Source organism: Lewinella cohaerens DSM 23179 (genome assembly GCF_000379805.1).
In the GTDB taxonomy this organism is placed as follows: domain Bacteria; phylum Bacteroidota; class Bacteroidia; order Chitinophagales; family Saprospiraceae; genus Lewinella; species Lewinella cohaerens.
The window spans coordinates 212,699-230,095 of sequence record NZ_KB903533.1; the positions used below are offsets into that span (position 1 = coordinate 212,699).

Consider the following 17,397-nt stretch of genomic DNA (forward strand, 5'->3'; position numbering starts at 1 on the left):
ATTACAGCTAGTATTATGGTAGATATTGAATGCCGAAATTTCAGAGAAAAATAGAATATTGTGGACAACTATTGATGGTAAACAACAACTATGCAAATTACGGACCAGGGTATTAAGCCTTTTCTTGACGATAATTTTTTGCTGGAAAATTCCACTGCGGAAATCCTCTATCACGAGTTTGCGGCCAAGCAACCGATTATCGATTACCACAATCATTTACCACCAGATGAGATTGCTGGCGATAAAAAATTCACAAACCTTACTGACGTTTGGCTGAAAGGCGACCACTACAAGTGGCGGGCGATGCGCACAATGGGCGTACCCGAAAAATTCATTACTGGTGATGCTACTAATGAAGAGAAATTTCAGAAATGGGCTGAAACGGTACCGTTTACGATCAGAAACCCCCTCTTTCACTGGACGCACCTTGAATTGAAAGGGTATTTTGGCGTCACTGAACTCCTCAATTCAGCGAGCAGTCAGCGTATTTACGAGCAATGCAACGGGCTTTTGCAAACAGATGAGTATAGCACTCGCAACCTACTGCGCAAGATGAACGTGAAAGTCGTTTGCTCTACGGATGATCCACTGGATGATTTACGCTACCACCAGCAGGTACGAAAAGAAGGAATGGACATCAAAATGTTGCCAGCCTTCCGCCCGGACAAAGCTATCCTGATTCAGCAAGAACAGTTTCCTGCCTATATTGAAAAACTAGGTGGTGTTGCTGGTGCGGAAATCAAATCCTTTACAGATTTATTACAGGCGCTGAAAGACCGGATGCAGTTTTTTCATGAGCAGGGTTGCCGATTGTCAGACCATGGTTTGGAGCAAATTTATGCGGAAGATTTTACGGAAAGTGAAGTCAATACCATCTTTACCAAGCGTCTAAATGGCGGAAGTGTTTCCGACGAAGAGGCTCGCAAGTTTATGTCGGCTACGCTTTACCACCTTGGTTGCTTGTATGCCGAGCTGGGTTGGGTACAGCAATTCCACTTGGGAGCTTTACGCAATAACAGTAGCAGAATGTTGCGCCAGCTAGGCCCTGATACGGGTTTTGATAGTATTGGTGATTGGGAGCAGGCCAGTGCATTGGCTAAGTTTCTGAATCGTCTGGATACGGAAGATAAATTAGCGAAGACCATTCTTTATAACCTTAACCCTCGCGACAATGAAGTCATGAGTACCATGATTGGAAATTTCAATGATGGTTCTATCCGAGGCAAGATGCAGTTTGGCTCAGCTTGGTGGTTTTTAGACCAAAAGGATGGGATGGAAAAACAGCTTAATGCCTTGTCGAATATGGGCTTGTTGAGCTGCTTTATAGGGATGCTGACGGATAGCAGAAGCTTTCTATCCTTCCCTCGGCACGAGTACTTTCGTCGTTTGCTTTGTAATCTCATCGGTCGTGATGTACACAACGGAGAACTGCCCAATGACACCGAGTGGTTGGGTGGAATTGTATCGGATATCTGCTACCGCAATGCCAAGAATTACTTTGGTTATTAAAAACAACAAAAATTCAATCCAAAAAATTGATGAAAAAGATAGTTACTTTCGGTGAAATTATGCTGCGGCTTACACCTCCAGGATTCAAGCGTTTCAGTCAGGCCGGTGAGTTTGATGTCGTGTATGGTGGTGGAGAAAGCAATGTGGCTGTTTCTTTGGCTAACTACAACCTGCCTACAGAGTTTGTTACCCGCGTACCTGATAATGAAATTGGTGAATGTGCCCTCATGGAAATGCGTAAGCGCAATGTGGGTACCAGTCATGTGATTCAAGGTGGTGAGCGTCTGGGGATTTATTTCCTGGAAATGGGTGCAGTGAGCCGAGGAAGTAAGGTGGTGTATGACCGTGCCCACAGCGGCATGGCTACCATCGAGGCAGGAATGATCGATTGGGAAGAAGTCTTTAAAGATGCCGGTTGGTTCCACTGGACAGGCATTACTCCTGCACTTTCTCAAGGGGCGGCTGACGCTTGCCTAGAGGCTATCCAGGCCGCTAATAAAATGGGTGTAACCGTTTCTACCGACCTTAATTACCGCAAAAACCTCTGGAAATACGGCAAAAAGCCGGGCGAAGTAATGCCAGCTCTCGTGGAGGGTTGTGATATCATCCTCGGCAACGAAGAGGACGCCGAAAAGCACTTTGGCCTCCACCCTGAACACGTAGATGTAACCCAGGGCGATTCCGTAGATGCCAAAGCATACCTTTCTGTATTAAAGCAGCTAATGGAAATGTTCCCCCGCGCTAAAAAGGTGATTACCACCTTGCGGGGAAGTATCAGTGCTTCGCACAATACTTGGGCCGGGGTGCTCTATGATGGCAAAACCCTCTTTGAATCACCCACCTACCAGATTACTCATATTGTGGATAGAGTAGGTGGAGGAGATAGCTTCATGGGCGGCTTGATCTACGGCTTGCTGACCTACCCCGACGATGACCAGCGGGCGCTGAACTTCGCGGTGGCAGCTTCCTGCCTAAAGCACACTATCTACGGGGATGCGAACCTGGCGACAATCAAAGAAGTAGAAACGCTCATGGGAGGCGATGCCAGTGGCCGGGTATCCCGATAAGATTAAAGTTTTCATACATTTTGGTAATTAGTGAGTGGATGGGGACTGGTAATAGAAAATTACCACCCCCATTTTTCCCCAAAAGTACTCCAAGCTTTACCGAGTAGAAAATGGAACTTGGACTGCGATCGATTGGGATCGAAGTATCAATCGATTGCATCAAAATTCTTAAAAAATAAAAACCAGCAATGGCAAGATTTACAAGAATAGAGGTGGCACAAAAAATGGCCGAGCAGGGCATGGTGCCTTTGTTTTATAACCAGGATATTGAACTTGGTAAGAAGGTACTGAAGGCGTGTTATGCAGGAGGTGCACGGCTATTAGAGTTTACCAATCGTGGTGATTATGCGCACGAAGCTTTTGCCGCACTCAACAAGTATTGTGAAGCAGCGCTTCCTGAGATGATCATGGGAGTGGGCTCCGTAACAGATGCCGGCACCACTAGTTTATACCTACAGTTAGGGGCCAATTTTGTAGTAACCCCGGTACTGCGCGAAGATATTGCTATTGCTTGTAACCGGCGCAAAGTACTATGGTCTCCGGGCTGTGGATCACTGACCGAAATTTGTCGTGCAGAGGAATTGGGCTGTGAAATTGTAAAGCTCTTCCCTGGTGGCACTTACGGTCCTGAATTTGTCAAAAATATCAAAGGGCCTCAGCCGTGGACCAGTGTTATGCCTACGGGTGGTGTCTCTCCTACGGAAGATAACCTCAAGGGATGGTTTAATGCAGGCGTAACCTGTGTGGGAATGGGGTCGCAAATGATCTCCTCAGATATTCTCAAGGACGGCACTTTTGAGGTCTTGGAAAAACGAGTAGCTGATACCTTGGCACTCATCAAGAAATTACGGCAATAAACGTCGTTAAAACCTGGTATTATGAAGTACAGATCGTTACTCTTTTTTGCAATGTTGGTTTCCTTGACCGCTTGTTCCGAACTCAGCGAAAGCAAAACGCTCAAGTTGGCTCATGGCCTTGATACACAGCACCCTGTTCACATCGCAATGGAGTTTATGGCTGAAAGCCTGGCAGAGAAATCTGGTGGCACCTTTCAACTGGAAATTTATCCTAGCGGCCAATTAGGTAGTGAGCGCCAGTGCCTGGAGTTACTTCAGATCGGTAGCTTGGGAATGACCAAAGTTTCGGCAGCGGTAATGGAAAATTTTGCACCCAATATCCAGGTGTTGAGCCTCCCTTATATCTTTCGCAGCCGCGAGCATAATTATCATGTGCTGGATAGCGAAGTGGGTAGGAAATTACTGATTCAGGGAGAGCAATTTTGGTTGCGTGGTTTAACTTACTTCGATGCCGGGCAGCGGTCTTTTTACAGCAAAGAACCTATTCGTACTCCTGCTGATTTGCAAAGCAAAAAGATCAGAGTTCAGGAAAGTGTTACAGCGATGAACCTGATTCGTGAGTTGGGAGGTGCACCAACACCCATTTCCTGGGGAGAGCTCTATACCGCCCTGCAACAGGGCGTAGTGGATGGTGCCGAAAACAACCCTCCCAGTTTTTACACGTCCCGCCACTACGAAGTGTGTAAGTACTATACCCTCAATGAACATACCGCCGTGCCGGATATTCTGGTGATCGGTTCAGTCGCCTGGAATAGCCTGGACGAGCAGCAGCAGCAATGGCTCCAGGAAGCAGCCGACGAAGCCAAGGTCTACCAACGTAAACTATGGCAAGAAGCAGAAAGAGAAGCACTGGAAGCAGTAACGGCCGCTGGGGTTGAAGTTATCAGGCCTGATAAAACGCTCTTCTCTGAAATGACAAAATCCTTGTTTGATGCCTATAAAGATCAGCCGGAGAAATACCAGCTGATTAAAGAAATTCAAGCCGTACAGTAAAAGAAGCAAGCCTAACCATGAGAAATATAATCAATACCTATTTGGGGTACATCCTCGTCTTTTTGATGGCCCTAATGACCCTCGACGTTTTGTGGGGGGTATTTACCCGCTATGCGATGGGTAGCCAGGCCGATTGGTCGGAAGAACTGGCTCGTTTTCTATTGATTTGGATTGGTATGCTGGGTGCAGCCTACGCTTCCGGACAACATAAACATTTGGCCATAGATTTGCTCTTCCCAAAGTTGAATCCGGATAACCAACGCCGGCTCTTCGTTTTTATTAATCTTCTGATCACCGTATTTGCCTTTGCCGTGCTGGTGATTGGGGGCTTCCGCTTGATGTACATTACCCAGGTACTGGGGCAGTTGTCTGCTGCACTAAGGGTGCCTATGTTTTTGGTGTACGCCGTTTTGCCGGTGAGTGGTTTGTTGGTGATGTATTTCAAAGTAAGCGATTTACAAAGCGCTTAGGAACTAAAAAACACACAGAAGCATGGAAGTCCTAATTCTTGTTCTATCCTTTATTATTCTCATCGCAATTGGCGTTCCGATTGCCTGGAGTATTGGTATCAGTAGTATCTGTACCATGTTGGTCAGTATCCCTACCATCTCTGCCTTTACGACGGTCGCACAGCGGATGGCTACAGGGCTAGATAGTTTTTCACTTTTAGCAATCCCGTTTTTTGTTCTCGCAGGGGAAATTATGAACCGAGGGGGGATTGCCCGAAGGCTGGTCGCTTTCGCAAAATCTTTGGTAGGCTCACTCCCCGGCGGCCTGGCGCACGTAAACATCGTAGCAGCTATGATGTTTGGTGCCATTGCGGGGTCGGCAGTAGCTGCTGTATCAGCATTGGGAAGTATGTTGGGCAAAGAAATGGAAGCCGAAGGCTACTCTAAGGAGTTTTCGGTAGCGGTAAATGTAACCGCAAGTACCACTGGGTTGGTGATCCCTCCCAGTAATATCCTGATTGTCTATTCTCTGGCTAGTGGTGGGGTGTCGATAGCCGCTTTGTTTTTAGCGGGTTATGTGCCAGGGATTATAACAGGCTTACTGTTAATGATTACGGCCGCAATCTGGTCCAAATTTCGCAAGTTTCCCTCTGGGGAACGGACCAAGCTTTCTGTAGTGTTTCGCACATTTGTAGATGCTTTCCCCAGCTTGTTATTGTTGGTCGTCGTCATTGGAGGAATCGTGGTGGGCATCTTTACGGCAACAGAAGCTTCGGCAGTGGCCGTTCTTTATTGTCTTATCCTCAGTTTTGCCTACAAGGAAGTGACGGTTAAAAACCTTCCTCAGATTTTCCTCAACTCAGTACTCACCACGGCCATTGTTTTACTGCTTATTGGTACTTCGATGAGTATGTCCTGGATCATGGCCTACGAAAATATTCCTCAGAATATTACCGAGTTCATGCTTTCTATTAGTAACAACAAGTTTGTGATTCTCTTTATCATCAACATGCTATTGTTGTTCGTGGGGATTTTCATGGACATGACGCCGGCGGTACTGATTTTTACGCCCATTTTCCTGCCTGTAGTAACAAACCTTGGCATGGACCCTACCCATTTTGGTATCGTAATGGTATTGAACCTTTGTATTGGTCTGTGTACCCCACCCGTAGGGTCGGTGCTTTTCGTCGGTGTAGGCGTGGCTGGGACAACGATACAGAAAGTGATCAAACCCTTGTTGCCCTTGTTTATTGCCATGTTGATTTCCTTGATGTTGGTAACCTACATTCCAGAGCTTAGCCTTTGGTTGCCGCGCTTGTTTGGGTTTTAGCAGCAATTAACTTCGTTGATCGTTACTACGTTCCTCTAGGTTCGCACTTTGCAGAACAATTTGCGGCAGAGGTACGGAGACACGGTTCCGACCAATAAGTCGGGATTAGGGGATATCCAATAAAACCTCTGCGTCTCCGTACCTCCACGGCAAAAAAAGTCAAAGTGAGAACTGCTGGGATTTTAGGGAAATTTAGAAGAATAGAAAAATAATTTATGAAAAATACGGCACTAAAAGTTCATCCTTCCGACAATGTAATTGTTGCGTTACGCGATTTTGCAGTAGGGGAGGAGGTGGTCTTTCAGGATCATCATTTTCAATTACCGGAAGCAATTCCTACCAAGCACAAATTTGCAGAACGTGATTTTGCACAGGGTGATATTATTACGATGTATGGAGTTACGGTAGGTAGAGCTTTGCTCCCTATCCCACGGGGTGCGCGTATTACGACGACTAATTTGGCCCATGCTTCCAACGCTTACGAAGTAGGCAAGCGACAGACGGATTGGAATGCCCCCGATATTAGCAAATTTAAAGATCAAACCTTTCAGGGATACCTTCGTGCCGATGGTGCAGTAGGAACCCGTAACTATTGGCTGGTGATTCCCCTGGTTTTTTGCGAAAACCGCAATATAAAAGTGATCAGAGAAGCCATGCTTGAGTCTTTGGGCTACGCGACTGATCGGGATTTTTCTGTCGATATGGCGGGCCTCATCCAGCAATACCAAAACGGAGCAACTGCCGATACGATTCTCGCAACGGAGGTCATCAAAACCGGGAGCGACATTCAACGAAACCGACTTTTTCCTAACGTGGATGGTATTAAGTTTTTGACCCACGAAGGTGGCTGTGGTGGTATTCGCCAAGATTCTGAAACCCTTTGTCGCTTGTTGGCGGGTTATATTACGCACCCCAATGTAGCAGGTGCTACGGTACTGAGCTTGGGTTGCCAAAATGCACAGATAGGCTTACTGGAATCAGCGATTGCCGAGATCAAGCCTACTTTTGATAAACCACTTTTTCTACTGGAACAACAGGCAAGTAAGTCGGAGCGAGATTTCATTGCGCAGGCCGTTAAAAAGACATTTGCTGGCCTTATGGAGGCAAATAAAATAACCCGTCAGCCAGCAGGTTTACACCACCTCTCCCTTGGCTTGGAATGTGGTGGGTCTGATGGTTTTTCCGGCATCTCTGCCAATCCTGCGCTGGGGTATACTTCCGATTTGTTGGTGGCCCTCAAGGCCAAAACCATCCTTTCGGAATTCCCTGAACTGAACGGCGTAGAGCAAGAAATGATCAACCGCTGCCTGACGGCGGAAAGTGCCGAGAAGTTTGCCCATATCATGGCTACTTACGCCCAAAGAGCCGAGGAAGTGGGCTCTGGTTTTGACATGAACCCTTCCCCCGGAAACATCAAGGACGGGCTTATCACCGACGCAATGAAATCTGCCGGTGCCGCAAAAAAAGGCGGCACTTCCCCTGTAGTCGGTGTTTTGGATTATACCGAGCAAATCAGTGATCCTGGTTTGTACCTCCTGTGTACACCGGGAAATGATGTAGAAAGCACAACGGGCTTGGCTGGTTCTGGTGCTAACCTTATTGTATTTACCACTGGCTTGGGAACGCCCACCGGCAATCCTATTGCCCCAACGGTGAAAATGTCGAGTAATACAGCGCTGGCTAATCGAATGGCCGATTTGATTGACATCAATGCTGGCACTGTTATCTCCGGCGAAGATACCATTGAAAGTAAAGGAGAAGAGCTGTTGGAACTATTGATCAAAGTCGCCAGCGGAGAAGTGTTGACGAAGGCTGAACGGCTAGGACAAGATGATTTTATTCCCTGGAAACGTGGCGTTTCCTTGTAATGATAGATAAAAATGATGAAACTGAATCGTAATAATGCTAAGATAGATGCTGCCCCCCCAGCCCGCATTCTCCAATTCGGAGGCGGGAATTTCCTGCGTGGCTTCGCCGATTGGATCGTTGATGTTTACAACCAAAAATCAGCTGACCCCATGGGGATTCTGGTGGTAAAGCCTACCAAACNGGGCGACTACCAGGCCTGGCGCGAACAAGACGGTTTGTACCACGTACTGACCAAAGGCATCCGCGATGGCGAACTGATGGATGAAAAGCATTTGGTCAAATGTGTGGGAGAAATTATTCACCCCTACCACAATTGGCAAGGATTCATCAGTAGTGCTGAAAACAGTAACCTGCGGTTTATTCTTTCTAATACGACCGAAACGGGAATTCGCTTTTCAGCAGAGGATCAATTTAGCGATGCGCCTCCTGCTGAGTTCCCTGCCAAGCTCACCCGGTGGTTGTACCATCGCTATGAGCATTTTGCGGGTGATCCGGCGATGGGTTGCGTGCTTATCCCTACCGAATTGTTGGTAGACAACGGAGAGGAATTAAAAAAGGCTATCCTACAATACGTCGATGCATGGAGCTTGGATGCAGGGTTTACCACTTGGCTAAATGAAGCCAATACTTTTTGCAATACCCTGGTTGACCGCATTGTCCCAGGCGTTGGCAAAGAAGAAATGACAGCAGCTTTAGCGCAAGCAGGTTTTGAGGACGAAATGATCACCCAGGGAGAACCTTACCATTTCTGGGGCATTGAAGCGCCGATGGCTGTCCGTGAAGAATGGCCGCTTGATAAAATCGGTCTGAATATCATTTATACCGACGACCTGACGCCCTATCGTACCAGTAAAGTTCGTATCCTCAATGGTGCGCATACTGCTATGGTGCCCGTTGGTTATTTGTATGGCATAACTACTGTTCGCGAAACTGTAGAGCATCCGATAATGGGCGCTTTTGTACAAAAGGTCATTTTTGAGGAAATCATGCCCACCTTGGACATGAAGGAAGAGGAATTGAAGAAGTTTGCCAAGGATGTACTCGACCGTTTCAAGAATCCTTTTATTCATCACCAGTTGATCAGTATTGCACTCAACAGTGTGTCCAAATTTAAGACTCGCTTGTTGCCTTCGTTGCTGGAATACTCCAAGCGAAAAGGAGCATTGCCTGAGGGGATTGTCCTTTCTCTGGCAGCTTTGATTCGTTTTTATAAAGGTTCTTTTGACGGAAAAACAATTCCGTTGAAAGACGAACCTTGGGCTACAAGCTTCTTGGCCGCCGCTTGGGAGCAATGTGACGGAAGTGAAGCCGCAATAGCTGTATTGGTACAGAAAGTCTTACAGTGGAAAGAGGCTTGGAGCGAAGACTTGTCGACTGTTCATGGCCTGCAAAAAATGCTGACAGACTACCTCTTGCAGATGGATCAAGAAGGAGGAATTACAAATATTGTAAAACGGGCCATCACATGAAAAAAACAACCTTGTTAAGTCTTCTGATCCTAACACTTTTGAGCTTGCAAGCTCAGAAAGAGATACCGCTTTACCCTGGGCCCATCCCGAATGCTCGCCCGGTGCCAGATCCCGAACAGGTAGTACAACGCGAAACAGGAGGCCGAGCCTATCTTGATACAGCTGTACCAACGCTTACAGTCTTCACACCGCCCCATCCAAATGGCAAGGCGGTGGTCATTTGCCCTGGCGGCGGTTACGTTAAAACGGCTTTTGATAAAGAAGGGATTCTGGTCGCTCAATCACTGTTGGAAGACAGCATCACTTCTTTCGTACTAAAATACCGAATCCCTCAGGATTTGACCAATGTCGACAAATCGCTGGCACCGTTGCAGGATGCGCAGCAAGCGATCCGCTACGCACGGAGGAACGCCGAAATGTATCAGCTAGACCCCACGAAAATCGGAATTATGGGCTTTTCCGCAGGTGGGCATTTGGCCGCTTCGGCAGCTACCCATTTTCAGAAACCAGCGGATGCCAATAACACGGACACTACGTCTTTGCGACCTGATTTTGCCATACTCATCTACCCGGTGATCAGCTTTAGCGATGAACTCACGCATCGCGGTTCACGAGAACACTTATTGGGAACCAACCCCACCGCTGCGGAAATCCTGCACTGGTCTAACGAAACGCAAGTAGGCACGGATACTCCACTAGCCTTTTTGGTGCACGCAGCAGATGATAAGGCGGTGCCCGTAGGCAATAGTCTGGCGTATTATCAGGCTTGCATAGCGCACAATATACCCGTAGAAATGCACTTGTATCCACGCGGCGGACACGGATTCGGTATGTACAACACAACGACTCCCGACGATTGGATGGAACGTTTGAAAAATTGGCTGAGTACCCTATGAAAAACGTAAAGCATAGCTGGATATTGGGGCTCCTTTTATTGGCTTTGAGCAGTCAGGCTCAGAGCAATTATTACCCTCGGGATACGACCTATACCATCCAGTCTGCTTACGAAAAAGCCAGCCGGAAATACCCGGATATTGAAGCCGTTTGGCCTAAGTTGCCTCGTTCGGTAACGGGCCATGAAAACGTTGTTTACCTTCAGTTAGAAAATGACCGCCAGCTCCACGTGGATGTTTATCATCCCAAACGGCAAGGAAAGAAAAAACGCCCCGCCGTACTTATGATTCACGGTGGGGGATGGATGGCCGGTTCGAAGGAAAACATGAGGCCGATGGCCCAGCAGCTGGCCAAAAAAGGTTACGTAGCTGTAGTAGCAGAATACCGCCTTGGCGGCGAAGCGCCCTATCCAGCAGCCGTTCAAGACTTGAAAACTGCCGTGCGATGGATGCGAGCGGAAGCTGGAAATTACGGGATTGATACCGAAAAGATAGCCGCTTATGGCTGTTCGGCGGGTGCGCATTTAGCCTCGCTACTTGGGGCCACCAACGGGTTGCCACTTTATGATGTTCACGAAGCGTATACTGATTATTCCGCTGCCGTTCAAGCAGTCCTTAATATCGATGGTATTGTTTCTTTTGTCCACCCAGAAGCAGAACCTGAATGGACGGGCCGTTCAGCCAATGCTTGGCTAGGCGACTATACGGAGAATTACCCCCGTTGGGAAGCAGCTTCTCCTCTGACTTATGCCGATAAAAATCTGCCCCCTTTTCTATTTGTCAATAGTTCTTATCCGCGATTTCACGCTGGGCGTGAGGATTTACGCGCGCTTCTTCAAGAAAATGGTACCTACTACGAAGCCCACACTTTTGCTGGTTCACCGCATGGGTTTTGGTTGTTTAAACCCTGGTTTAAACCCACCTTGTCCTATTCAGTAGGCTTTTTGCGAAAGGTGTTTGAATAGATTGCTGCCTTTGTTCACCTAGCGACCGTAATTGATCTACTGTCGCCTAACCATGTTTATTATGAAAAATGATCTCAAACGTCGTGAATTTCTAACGTCCATTAGTATGCTCGCAGCTGGGACACTGTTGCCCGGTTCTGCTTTTAACTTTGGAGGGAGCAGTAAACTCAAGGTTTGCCTCGTCGGCACAGGGGTACGCGGAACCAGCTTCTGGGGAAAACGCTTGGTCGAGAACTACTCGGACTTGTTGACTTTTGTAGGTTTGTGTGACCACAACGCTGGTCGCTTGGAATACGCATTGGAATACATGGGCGTAGACTGCCCCACTTTTCTGGACTTCCCCACTATGGTGGAAACTACTAAGCCCGACTTGATTATTGTAACCACAAAGGATTCTACCCATCACGAGTTTATCATCCAGGGATTGGAAATGGGTTGTGATGTCCTTACGGAAAAACCCCTTACGACCGATGAAGTCAAATGTCAGGCGATCCTGGATGCGGAGCGTAAATCGAGCAAAAAACTGATTGTTGGCTTCAATTATCGTTGGAGTCCTTACATGACCAAAATCAAAGAGCTTTTAGCGAATAATACGATTGGGAAGGTCACATCGGTTGATTTTAACTGGTATTTGAATACGCATCACGGAGCGTCTTACTTCCGGCGTTGGCACGGGCTACGGCAGTCTGGCGGTACGCTTTGGGTACACAAGGCTACCCATCATTTTGACCTGCTCAACTGGTGGCTGGATTCCGATCCGGCAGAGGTGTTTGCCTATGGCGCATTGGAGCACTACGGAAGCAACGGCCCTTTTCGCGGAGAAAATTGCCGTACCTGCGAGCATAAAAACGACTGTAAATTCCATTGGGATATCACCAAGAGTGAACGCATGATGAACCTCTACGTCAAGCATGAGCACCATGATGGTTACATCCGCGATAACTGCCTGTTCCGCCCTGAAGTCAATATTTATGATAAAATGTCGGCGCAGATCAAGTATGCGAATGAGGTAGTGGTCAACTATTCCCTCACGACGTATTCCCCCTTTGAAGGCTGGCGAATTGCCTTCAACGGTACTGAGGGGCGCATTGAAGCGTGGCATGATATTCCGTACAATGATGACAACAACCTGTCTCAAGCGGAACTTCACGCCCTGGAAATGGACCAATCTGGAAGTGAACTGGATTATAAACCAATGATAGTCCACAAGAATTGGAATGCGCACGAGGTCGTCCAAGTAGGCTCTGAGCGCAGCGGTCACGGTGGTGGAGATGTTCGTCTACATGATAAAATATTTAGAAATCCGGATAATCCTGATCCCTTCAAGCATGCTGCTGGTATCCGCGATGGCGCGATGTCCGTCTTGATAGGTATTGCTGCCCGCAAGAGCATCGAAGCCAATGAACCCGTCCGAATAGCAGAGCTTACGGATTTACAGCCTCGGGCGAAACGTATTTAACCAAGACAATTTCCAAAACCATGGACAAGCGTATTCTTTTAACCTTACTAATCGTTGTTTCGATATTCCTTAATTCCTGGAGCCAGCAATTGGCCTTCCCCAGTGCCGAGGGATTTGGCGCTTACGCCAAAGGAGGAAGAGGCGGGCAGGTCATTTACGTCACCAACCTGAACGACGATGGCCCAGGGAGCTTGCGGTGGGCGGTAGAGCAAGAGGGCCCGCGTACCGTTGTGTTTGGCGTATCGGGAACGATTGAGCTCAAGGAAAGACTCAATATTGAAAATCCTTACCTAACGATTGCCGGGCAGACGGCACCAGGAGACGGTATTTGCCTGAAAGGCGAAACAGTAAAAATCAGAAGCCACGACATTATCATTCGCTATCTCCGTGTTCGCCTCGGGGATGGAATGCAGGGGATCGGCAGTATGCAAGGGAAAGATGCCATCGATATTTCGGAAGGAAAAGACATTATCATTGATCATTGCTCTACCAGTTGGAGCCTGGATGAAAGTTTATCCTCTTCCACCAGGTTTCCGACCTTGACGAACGTGACGGTGCAGTGGTGCTTCATTACCGAAGGCCTGAACCCGGATAATCATGGCTATGGTTCTTTAATTCGTGGAACGGGAGGTGCTCAGTACAGCTATTTGCACAACCTTTATGCCCATAATCAAGGCCGCAATCCTCGCCCCGGAAATTATGATACCAATCCGTATTACGAAGATCCAGAAGGCTTACTGTTGGATTTTAGAAACAATGTGATCTACAACTGGGGTGGTGGGCACGCGGGCTATAACAATGATACCATCAGTGTTACGCGACTGAACTATGTAGGCAATTACCTGATTCCTGGAGCAAATTCTCAGGCCAATGGGATCGCCTATTCAACAAAGTCTCCCTATAATCGTGCCTACTTCGCGGGGAATTATTACGACCATCAACTTCCCGATAACCCTTGGGAGGTAGTAAAGTTCAGGAAAACCTGGACGGAAGAAGAAGTAAGTGCCTATAAGCAAGCCACTGCATTTGAAGCCGGGCCTATCAATAAAGAAGATGCTCCCACGGCCTACCAGCGCGTACTGGCTTCGGGTGGAGCTAGTTTGCCAAAAAGAGACTCGGTTGATTTGCGCATCGTGGACGGTGTGAGGAATCGCACGGGCAGTATCATCAAAAGCCAGGAAGAAGTAGGCAGTTGGCCCATCTTAAATTCAACACCTGCCCCTGTGGATACCGACCAAGACGGGATGCCCGATGAATGGGAAAAGCAAAATGGCCTTGACCCAGACAACGCAGCGGATGGAAACAAGGTAGGCCAGGATGGGTACACCATGTTGGAAAAATATTTGAACAGCATCACCTCAGCATCTACAGCGCTTCCCGCAAATACCGATCAATACGCTGATTATGACTTTGTGGTAGCTGCCGACGGCAGTGGTGATTTCACAACCGTCCAGGAAGCGATTGACGCTGTGCCCTCCTTGCGGCACAACCGTACCCGGATATTCATCAAGAATGGTGTCTATAAAGAAAAGTTGGTGCTACCCACCACCACGGTCAATGTTTCTTTGATTGGCGAAAGTGTAGAACAAACGATCCTCACCTTTGACGATTACGCCAGCCGGAAAAATCGCTTTGGAGAAGAGATCGGCACCTCAGGCTCTGCCTCCTTCTTTTTGAATGGAGATGGCTTTTTTGCTAAAAATATCACCTTTGAAAACGCCGCTGGCCCAGTTGGTCAGGCCGTGGCCGTGCGTGTGGATGGTGACAAAGTGCAGTTTGAGAATTGCCGCTTTCTTGGCTTTCAGGACACCCTCTATACCCACGGCATCAATAGTCGGCAGTACTACAAGAACTGCTACATCGAAGGTACGGTGGATTTTATCTTTGGCTCCTCAACCGCCGTTTTTGATAATTGCGAGATCAAATGCAAAAGCCCCGGCTACATCACGGCAGCCTCTACCAAGGAGGAGACGGAGACGGGCTATGTCTTCCGAAATTGCAAGATTTTTGGGGAGGTAAAACCAGGTTCCGTCTACCTGGGCCGCCCGTGGCGACCTTACGCAAAAGTGGTCTTCTACGCCTGCGAACTCTCCGATATTATCCGCCAAGAAGGTTGGGACAATTGGCGCAACCCCGAGAATGAGAAAACCGCTTACTACGCCGAATACCAAAATACGGGTGTTGGTGCGGCTATTGATCAACGCGTGAGTTGGTCACACCTGCTCACCGCTGAGGAAGCCGCGCAGTACCAATCATTGTCTTTGCTGCTGCGTGGTTGGGAGCCGTTAGAGGAGGAGTAAAGGGGGGACTTTAGGTATCTGACGTAGCTTGGGCTTTGGCATCGCCATACCTTCAGCGCAGTCCTACAGTTGGGACACATCTTTGTGGCTGATTTTGACCTCGGAGAGGTCGTAAATTGGTAGAACCATGTTTATTGGAGTGAAAGCGACCTCGGATGAGGTCGAATATCAACCCACCTTGGCTGACGGGGCAGGAAGAATCAAAATGAGGGGCGATACTTCCTATTGTGCGACCTCATCCGAGGTCGTTTCATCACTTACTTATCCTGATTCTACCAATATTTCACCTCTCTGAGGTGTTTCTTTTTGGTCAATTCCTCTATTTTTTTGGAGATGTGTCCCAACCGTAAGGCTTCAGCCCGAACGTATAATCCTTGCCTGATGGAAACTACGCCTCCATCTGGTTGGGAAGCCGCTCTCCACCCCCCACATCCCATGCCTGTGGAACCGGATTTTGGGGAGTTGGAGCTAAGTGAAGTGTGTAGTATTCGGCTTTGGGAAGTTATGCCTGAGCGTGAGCAAAAATGGCCCGCCAGCGATGACCTGCGAGGAAAGGAGCCAACGGAGCCATAAAAAGCGGTGCGGGAATACCGAAAAAAGCCTAAATTAGTCGACTAGTAAAACGGACAAAATGCGCTTTTCCTCTATATCCTCTATCGAAAACCTCGATCAGGGGTGGTAATCGTCTTAAGGCAGGTTCAACGGACCTGTCTGCGCGAGATGGTCAGCTGAGGAGTTTGGTGTGGGGAGTGGGTGTAGACAGGCCTTTGGGTTCCCTGCAATTAAGCTAATTCGTTAATTTTATTACAATTATGAGATTTTTTACGGGATTAATAATGTTGATTGTAGGATGTATAATAGGATACCTTGGATTCTATTTTATGAGTACAGGTATAGAGTTTACTATAAGTTTTATAAGTGGGGTAGTAGCAACCCTGTTTTTGTTAATGATTATAGGTGTAATTCTAATTATTGGGAAAACAAAGTTATACAATAGTGAATCTGAAAAAGGCTTATTAAATAATGTATACAATTACAGTCTGGTAAGACTGTTGCCTGGTTTGTCAGAGTCTGAGCGTAAACGTTTTAGGTTGGTTTTTACGAAGATATTAAATTATAGAATCGTCCTTTCTAGTTTACGCATAATTGGTATTTTGATTGTAGTATTCGGTGGATTGATTGGTACTCATGTGCTTATAAAGCAAAATGATTTACTAGCCAAGCAGAATGATAAATTTGAAGATCAAAATAAACTTTTCTTGAATCAAAATAGACTTCTATTAGAGCAAACAGATTATTTGAAAAGTCAGACTGAGCTTTTTACCAGTCAAAACAACCTCATTGATAAACAGACATCCAGTATAGAGCAGCAAAATTCGTTTGCACGTCAAGAGCATTTTTCTACTTTATACAATAATTATTTGGATGATCTGAATGATCCTAACATTGCGATAAGAGTAAAGCAAAGTGCATTTTACAAAATTGTTGACCTTCAGCGTCGTAATAGACTTTATGATCGGTACGAAACTTTAAGTGCAGACAACCTCCAGTTTAGGGGTGTGAAATTACAAAACCTAGTAATTAGACATTTTGATTTATCAAAGCCTAATTTTGATGATTCTGTAATCAGTAATTCAGCGTTCAGTGATGTTCAATTCCGAAGTGGAAGTCTTTTGGCAACTCAGTTTTATGATTGTCGTCTATCTGATGTAAAGTTTGAGAATTGTGCTTTTGGACTCTCAATTAGGGATATGCGGCCAGATGAATTCATTAGTATACTTTCTATTATTTCCGGTTATGAATACTCACCTCTTGCCGTATTTGAAAACGCAACATTAGAAAATGTATCATTTGAAAAATGTTTTTTAAGGTTCACGGACTTTCGATCTGCCATAGGAAACTTTGATGAATCATTTAGAATAGAAGATATCCAATATGGTTTGTTATACCCGTCACTAAGTGTTTTGGGATAAATTCGTATTTTTTGGCGTGAAAATCAAGCTAAGTCAATCCGAGTACGATCAATTACGACAAATTCAGAAGCATCCGAATTTGCCACCTCGCCAATTCCGTAAGGTTACGGTCTTGATTATGTTGCATCAGGGACATAAGATTAAGGTCATTGAGGCTGCACTGGGGTTAGATGATAATACCATCAGGCGTTACGCGAAAGCCTTTTATGAAAAAGGTTTTACGGCTTACCTATTGGATGGCTTCATGCCCTACTCAGGAAAACT

The 17,397-nt window shown here is 46.8% G+C and carries 15 protein-coding genes; all 15 read left to right on the plus strand.

All coding sequences use genetic code 11. The features are described from left to right. Positions 1–90 precede the first annotated feature (90 nt). Entirely contained in the window at positions 91–1,509 is a 1,419-nt protein-coding gene (uxaC, locus tag A3EU_RS0104695; protein WP_020534972.1) for a glucuronate isomerase, read from the plus strand. A 29-nt stretch (positions 1,510–1,538) separates the two neighbouring features. Then, entirely contained in the window at positions 1,539–2,576 is a 1,038-nt protein-coding gene (locus A3EU_RS0104700) for a sugar kinase (RefSeq protein WP_020534973.1), read from the plus strand. Positions 2,577–2,764: 188 nt separating this feature from the next. Beyond that, on the plus strand, positions 2,765–3,433 hold the full coding sequence (locus A3EU_RS0104705; protein WP_026211224.1) for a bifunctional 4-hydroxy-2-oxoglutarate aldolase/2-dehydro-3-deoxy-phosphogluconate aldolase: 669 nt from the start codon (positions 2,765–2,767) through the stop codon (positions 3,431–3,433). Between the two features lie 21 nt (positions 3,434–3,454). After that, positions 3,455–4,426, plus strand: coding sequence for a TRAP transporter substrate-binding protein (locus A3EU_RS0104710; RefSeq protein ID WP_020534975.1), 972 nt, complete (start codon positions 3,455–3,457; stop codon positions 4,424–4,426). A 17-nt stretch (positions 4,427–4,443) separates the two neighbouring features. Next, positions 4,444–4,896 carry a TRAP transporter small permease gene (locus A3EU_RS0104715; RefSeq protein WP_020534976.1) on the plus strand — a complete coding sequence of 151 codons (453 nt, stop codon included), beginning with the start codon at positions 4,444–4,446 and terminating at the stop codon, positions 4,894–4,896. A gap of 22 nt (positions 4,897–4,918) precedes the next feature. Beyond that, positions 4,919–6,205: a TRAP transporter large permease gene (locus tag A3EU_RS0104720; protein WP_020534977.1), complete on the plus strand. Its 1,287-nt coding sequence runs from the start codon at positions 4,919–4,921 to the stop codon at positions 6,203–6,205. 215 nt (positions 6,206–6,420) lie between these two features. Further along, positions 6,421–8,073: a UxaA family hydrolase gene (locus A3EU_RS0104725; RefSeq protein WP_020534978.1), complete on the plus strand. Its 1,653-nt coding sequence runs from the start codon at positions 6,421–6,423 to the stop codon at positions 8,071–8,073. A 15-nt stretch (positions 8,074–8,088) separates the two neighbouring features. Continuing rightward, positions 8,089–9,543, plus strand: coding sequence for a tagaturonate reductase (locus A3EU_RS0104730; protein ID WP_020534979.1), 1,455 nt, complete (start codon positions 8,089–8,091; stop codon positions 9,541–9,543). Next, positions 9,540–10,439 (plus strand): alpha/beta hydrolase, encoded by a 900-nt coding sequence (locus tag A3EU_RS0104735; RefSeq protein ID WP_020534980.1) that lies wholly within the window; start codon positions 9,540–9,542, stop codon positions 10,437–10,439. Before A3EU_RS0104730 ends, A3EU_RS0104735 begins: the two co-directional genes overlap by 4 nt. Continuing rightward, positions 10,436–11,401, plus strand: a complete 966-nt coding sequence (locus A3EU_RS0104740) for an alpha/beta hydrolase (protein ID WP_020534981.1) — start codon at positions 10,436–10,438, stop codon at positions 11,399–11,401. Before A3EU_RS0104735 ends, A3EU_RS0104740 begins: the two co-directional genes overlap by 4 nt. Positions 11,402–11,462: 61 nt before the next feature. Further along, on the plus strand, positions 11,463–12,860 hold the full coding sequence (locus A3EU_RS0104745) for a Gfo/Idh/MocA family oxidoreductase (RefSeq protein WP_020534982.1): 1,398 nt from the start codon (positions 11,463–11,465) through the stop codon (positions 12,858–12,860). A gap of 20 nt (positions 12,861–12,880) precedes the next feature. Next, the gene (locus tag A3EU_RS34510; protein ID WP_020534983.1) at positions 12,881–15,160 is read left to right on the plus strand and encodes a pectinesterase family protein; all 2,280 of its coding nucleotides are present in this window, start codon (positions 12,881–12,883) and stop codon (positions 15,158–15,160) included. Between the two features lie 381 nt (positions 15,161–15,541). Beyond that, on the plus strand, positions 15,542–15,733 hold the full coding sequence (locus A3EU_RS0104755) for a hypothetical protein (protein ID WP_020534984.1): 192 nt from the start codon (positions 15,542–15,544) through the stop codon (positions 15,731–15,733). 239 nt (positions 15,734–15,972) lie between these two features. Continuing rightward, positions 15,973–17,133, plus strand: coding sequence for a pentapeptide repeat-containing protein (locus A3EU_RS0104760; RefSeq protein WP_020534985.1), 1,161 nt, complete (start codon positions 15,973–15,975; stop codon positions 17,131–17,133). Between the two features lie 16 nt (positions 17,134–17,149). Next, the coding region (locus A3EU_RS0104765; protein ID WP_156825652.1) for a COG3415 family protein at positions 17,150–17,397 on the plus strand (248 nt) is incomplete at its 3' end.

Coding starts and splice junctions, on each gene's coding strand:
- A3EU_RS0104745 (WP_020534982.1), top strand. CDS start 11,463: ATGAAAAATGATCTCAAACGTCGTGAATTTCTAACGTCCATTAGTATG.
- A3EU_RS0104710 (WP_020534975.1), top strand. CDS start 3,455: ATGAAGTACAGATCGTTACTCTTTTTTGCAATGTTGGTTTCCTTGACC.
- A3EU_RS0104755 (WP_020534984.1), top strand. CDS start 15,542: ATGGAAACTACGCCTCCATCTGGTTGGGAAGCCGCTCTCCACCCCCCA.
- A3EU_RS0104735 (WP_020534980.1), top strand. CDS start 9,540: ATGAAAAAAACAACCTTGTTAAGTCTTCTGATCCTAACACTTTTGAGC.
- A3EU_RS0104700 (WP_020534973.1), top strand. CDS start 1,539: ATGAAAAAGATAGTTACTTTCGGTGAAATTATGCTGCGGCTTACACCT.
- A3EU_RS0104705 (WP_026211224.1), top strand. CDS start 2,765: ATGGCAAGATTTACAAGAATAGAGGTGGCACAAAAAATGGCCGAGCAG.
- uxaC (WP_020534972.1), top strand. CDS start 91: ATGCAAATTACGGACCAGGGTATTAAGCCTTTTCTTGACGATAATTTT.
- A3EU_RS0104725 (WP_020534978.1), top strand. CDS start 6,421: ATGAAAAATACGGCACTAAAAGTTCATCCTTCCGACAATGTAATTGTT.
- A3EU_RS34510 (WP_020534983.1), top strand. CDS start 12,881: ATGGACAAGCGTATTCTTTTAACCTTACTAATCGTTGTTTCGATATTC.
- A3EU_RS0104715 (WP_020534976.1), top strand. CDS start 4,444: ATGAGAAATATAATCAATACCTATTTGGGGTACATCCTCGTCTTTTTG.
- A3EU_RS0104720 (WP_020534977.1), top strand. CDS start 4,919: ATGGAAGTCCTAATTCTTGTTCTATCCTTTATTATTCTCATCGCAATT.
- A3EU_RS0104760 (WP_020534985.1), top strand. CDS start 15,973: ATGAGATTTTTTACGGGATTAATAATGTTGATTGTAGGATGTATAATA.
- A3EU_RS0104740 (WP_020534981.1), top strand. CDS start 10,436: ATGAAAAACGTAAAGCATAGCTGGATATTGGGGCTCCTTTTATTGGCT.